The organism is Bacillus sp. MBGLi79, from assembly GCF_002953915.1.
This window is the reverse complement of sequence record NZ_CP026521.1, coordinates 3,441,452-3,444,629: the sequence shown is the minus strand read 5'-3', so window position 1 is coordinate 3,444,629 and position 3,178 is coordinate 3,441,452. Positions and strand designations below refer to the sequence as shown.

The following is a 3,178-nucleotide window of genomic DNA, read 5'->3' as shown; positions in this document are numbered from 1 at the left end:
CGGCCGGCGCTTTCCAGATCATGCGGCTGAAAAAAGAGCTAAAGGCGCTCAAGAGAGAAGAACGGGTAAAGTATCCTGAACTTGAAGCCGAATCGGCGGCCCCTGAAAATCAGAAAGACTAGAAAGATTGCACGAAATAAATTGAATCCCCTCATGCTGCTCTAGTATAATAGTGTGGTTGAGGGGTGAATTTATGTTAGCGTCAAAAATGCGTTGGGACGTGCAAACGCCCGACAAAGAAAAGGTGGAGCAGCTCGCCGGAAGATTAGGCATTACTCCCCTTGCCGCCTCATTGCTTGTCATGAGAGGTTACGATACAGCCGACAAAGCATCTTCATTTTTAAATGGCAAGGATGCAGTTTTTCACGATCCTTATCTGCTGAAAGATATGGAAAAAGCTGTACAGCGAATCAAACAGGCAATTTCAGATCAAGAAAAGATTATGATTTACGGCGATTATGATGCGGACGGTGTGACAAGCACGACTGTCCTTTTGCAAATGTTGAAAAAATGTTCAGCACAAGCCGATTTTTATATACCTGACCGCTTTAAAGAAGGGTACGGCCCGAACGAAGCGGCCTTTCGCGGGATCAAAGAATCAGGCTATTCATTGATCATCACAGTTGACACAGGCATTGCCGCCGTTCATGAAGCTGAAGTCGCTAAAGAGCTTGGCGTCGATTTGATCATTACGGATCACCATGAGCCGGGACCCGTTTTGCCGGATGCCTATGCGATCATTCATCCGAAGCAGCCGGGCTGCGGCTATCCATTTAAAGAGCTTGCCGGCGTCGGTGTCGCATTTAAGCTAGCCCACGCTTTGAACGGAGAGCTCCCGGAAGATTTGCTCGACCTTTGTGCGATCGGCACGATTGCCGACCTTGTGCCGCTTCATGATGAAAACAGGCAGATTGCCAAGCGCGGCATGGAACAGTTCAGGAGAACGAAGCGCCCCGGATTAAAGGCGCTGACCAAAATTGCCGGAGCGGAGATACATAGTGCGGATGAAGAGACCATCGGTTTTCAAATTGCGCCCCGCTTAAACGCGGTCGGCAGAATTGAACAGGCTGACCCGGCCGTTTACCTCCTGAACACAAAAGACGAAACAGAAGCGGAAGAGCTGGCCGAAGATATCAACGCCTTGAACAAGGAGCGCCAAAAAATCGTCAATCAGATGACAGAGGAAGCCGTTCAGATGATCGAGGAGGAAGGCCTTGATCAGCCGGTGATCGTCGCGGCGCGGCCGGGCTGGAATCCCGGCGTCGTCGGAATCGTGGCTTCAAAGCTTGTCGAGCGGTATTACAGGCCCGCCATCGTTCTCGGTATCGATGAAGAAAAAGGCATTGCCAAAGGATCTGCGCGCAGCATCAAAGGATTTGATTTATTTCAAAATCTCTCGGAGTGCCGGGATATTCTCCCGCACTTCGGCGGGCACCCGATGGCAGCCGGAATGACGCTCAACCTGGAAGATGTTTCGGCACTAAGGGAGAGAATCAACCGTCAGGCTGAAGCGGTTCTGACCGAGGAAGATTTTATTCCCGTCCAAGACGTCGATTTGTGCTGCCGGCTCGAAGATATCACGGTTGACAGCATTGCCGAAATGAACATGCTGGCGCCGTTCGGCACGGGAAATCCGAAGCCCTTCGTCCTTGTCAGCGACGTTAAAATTGATGATTCCAGGAAAATCGGCGCCAACAAGAATCACTTGAAGCTTGTGCTGGCAGACGGCGAGAACAAGCTTGATTGCATCGGATTTTATAAAGGCGCCATCGAAGACGGGATCGTTCCTGGAGCAAAGATCTCGATTGTCGGGGAACTGTCGATTAACGAGTGGAATAACAGAAAAAAACCGCAGCTGATGATCAAAGATGCAGCCGTCAATGAATGGCAGCTGTTTGATCTGCGGGGAAAACGGTCATGGGAAGAAAAAATATTGCAGCTGGATCCTGCGAAACGGGCGTGCATCTGCTTCCGTGAGGAAACCAAAGCGAAGCTTGCGGGGACAGGCCTTGAAGAAGAGCTGACCGTCATCAGCGGTCCTGAAGATGCAGAGCGTCTCGTCCTTGAGAGCCGCTATGCGGTATTTATAGATATTCCGCCGTCGCTCGACATCTTTGACCAAGTGATAAAAGGCAAAAAACTGGAGCGCATTTATCTGATTTTTTATCAATCAGACGAACATTTTTTCTCAACATTTCCAACTAGGGAATATTTTAAATGGTACTATGCTTTCCTCCTGAAAAGAGGTTCTTTTGACTTGCCGAAATACGGCGGGGAGCTTGCCAGACATAAAGGCTGGACAAAAGACACAATTGATTTTATGACAAAGGTGTTTTTTGAGCTCGGTTTTGTTACAATAGAGAATGGTGTTTTATCTGTTGTTTATCATGCCGAAAAGCGCGATCTGACAGATTCTGAAACCTACCGGGAAAAACAGCGCCTGATTGAATTGGAGCAAAAGCTCATTTATTCTTCGGCGGATGAGCTTAAACAGTGGCTGGATAAGCGGATGGCGGAAAACGCCGTCGCTTATAAAGTATGAGGAGGACATGAAGACAGATGGATTTGAAGAAGTATGTGACAATTGTGCCGGACTACCCGAAGGAAGGCGTACAATTTAAAGATATTACAACATTGATGGACAAAGGCGACGTCTATCGCTACGCGACAGATCAAATTGTAACGTATGCGAAAGAAAAAGAGATCGATCTTGTCGTGGGACCTGAAGCGAGAGGATTTATCATCGGCTGCCCTGTCGCATATTCGCTCGGGGTAGGATTTGCGCCTGTCCGCAAAGAAGGCAAACTGCCGCGTGAAGTCATCAAAGTCGACTACGGATTGGAATATGGAAAAGATGTCCTGACCATCCATAAAGATGCCATTAAACCGGGGCAGCGCGTCTTGATCACTGACGACCTGCTTGCAACCGGCGGAACGATCGAAGCAACGATCAAGCTGGTTGAAGAGCTTGGCGGCGTCGTAGCCGGAATCGCTTTCCTGATCGAACTGACATATCTTGAAGGAAGAAATAAACTGGACGGATATGATATTTTAACCTTGATGCAATACTAAACAAATTTTATACTATAAAAAGCACTCATAAAAAGCGGGTGCTTTTTTTCCTATTCATATAGTATTCCGGGGCCGGCAAAAGTCCTTTTGAATTTCTTCTCTTTAC

At 48.2% G+C, this 3,178-nt stretch carries 2 protein-coding genes; both read left to right on the top strand.

Translation table 11 applies throughout. The features are described from left to right. Positions 1 to 193: 193 nt before the first annotated feature. Positions 194 to 2,542: a single-stranded-DNA-specific exonuclease RecJ gene (gene recJ, locus C1T29_RS17585; protein WP_025811058.1), complete on the top strand. Its 2,349-nt coding sequence runs from the start codon at positions 194 to 196 to the stop codon at positions 2,540 to 2,542. A 17-nt stretch (positions 2,543 to 2,559) separates the two neighbouring features. Continuing rightward, on the top strand, positions 2,560 to 3,072 hold the full coding sequence (locus C1T29_RS17580; RefSeq protein ID WP_023855391.1) for an adenine phosphoribosyltransferase: 513 nt from the start codon (positions 2,560 to 2,562) through the stop codon (positions 3,070 to 3,072). Positions 3,073 to 3,178 lie beyond the last annotated feature (106 nt).

What these genes read in the sequence shown, in the direction of transcription:
- C1T29_RS17580 (WP_023855391.1), top strand. Translation starts at nt 2,560, where the DNA reads ATGGATTTGAAGAAGTATGTGACAATTGTGCCGGACTACCCGAAGGAA.
- recJ (WP_025811058.1), top strand. Translation starts at nt 194, where the DNA reads ATGTTAGCGTCAAAAATGCGTTGGGACGTGCAAACGCCCGACAAAGAA.